This window comes from Arhodomonas sp. KWT, assembly GCF_010993615.1.
In genome coordinates, this window is sequence record NZ_WNXE01000526.1 from 1 (window position 1) to 1,116 (window position 1,116).

Consider the following 1,116-nt stretch of genomic DNA (forward strand, 5'->3'; position numbering starts at 1 on the left):
GCTAATCAACGCGGACACGGATTGTTGTAGGTGGAACTCGGTGACGTCGGACTCGGCCTTCAGCGTGCCGAAAAACGACTCTACATGGGCGTTGTCGTAGCAGTACGCCCGACGGCTCATGCTCTGCGTCAGGCGATGGCGGTCCAACAGGGCCTTGAAGTCGTTGGCCGCGTATTCGATTCCCTGGTCAGAGTGGAACAGCGCCCCACGACGCGGGCGATGGTGTTGCAGGGCATGGGTGAGTGCCGCACAGGTCAGCTCTGCTGTGCGCTGCTGCGATGTGGCCCAGCCAAGGATCTGTCGGGTGTATTGGTCCATCACCACCGCGAGAAACAGCCAGCCGCGTTGTGTGTGGATATACGTGTAGTCACCGACCCAGACCTCGCCGCGACGCCTCGCCGGCCCCCGCTCCAACAACCGATTCGGCACCTGGTAGTGTGCCGCCCGTCCCGGGCGCGGCTTGAAGCGTTTGGCCTGACGGGCAACCAGGCCGTTCTCGCGCATCAGCCGTGCGACGCGATGGCGACCGCAGGGGTGGCCCATGGCATCCAATGCCTGTTTGATGCGGGGGCTGCCATAAATCCCACGATTGGCGAAGAACGCCTGGCGGATCGGCTTGAGCAACAGCGCATCTTCGATCGCGTGGACACTCGGCATCCGCCGCGCCCACTCGTAGAAGCTGCTGCGCGGCACACCCAGCGCGTCACACAGGCGCTTCACCGAGAAGCGCCCCCGCTGCTCGGCTATGAATCGGTATCTCCCGGTCGGCGTTGTCAGAAAAAACGCCGCGCTTCCTTGAGGATCTCGTTCTCCTCGTTGAGCTTACGGTTATCGCGCTCCAACTGCCGGATCTGCCGGCGCAGCTCCGCGGCTTCCGCGCCGCTGCCCTTGGAAGGCTTTGCCATGAGTCGACCCTCGCGGTATTCCTTCTTCCAGCGTGACAGCATGAACGGGTGGATGCCCAGCTGCGCAGCCACATCCTGGATCTGGATGTCCGGTTGCAGCGCCAGCTCAACGGCTTCAACCTTGAACATGTCGTCGTAGCGGCGGTATTTCATGGATCACCTCATCAATTGCAGAAACGAAGAGGTGTCCAATTCAGCCGGGCAAGGTCAC

2 protein-coding genes are annotated in these 1,116 nt (G+C 62.3%); both read right to left on the reverse strand.

Features of this window, described 5'->3' with window-relative positions:
• On the reverse strand, positions 1-777 hold a 777-nt coding region (locus tag G7A99_RS20435), incomplete at its 3' end, for an IS3 family transposase (protein ID WP_163143702.1).
• Positions 774-1,058, reverse strand: a complete 285-nt coding sequence (locus G7A99_RS20440) for a transposase (RefSeq protein WP_163143699.1) — start codon at positions 1,056-1,058, stop codon at positions 774-776. The genes G7A99_RS20435 and G7A99_RS20440, both read right to left, overlap by 4 nt.
• Positions 1,059-1,116 lie beyond the last annotated feature (58 nt).

What these genes read in the sequence shown, in the direction of transcription:
- G7A99_RS20440 (WP_163143699.1), bottom strand. Translation starts at nt 1,058, where the DNA reads ATGAAATACCGCCGCTACGACGACATGTTCAAGGTTGAAGCCGTTGAG.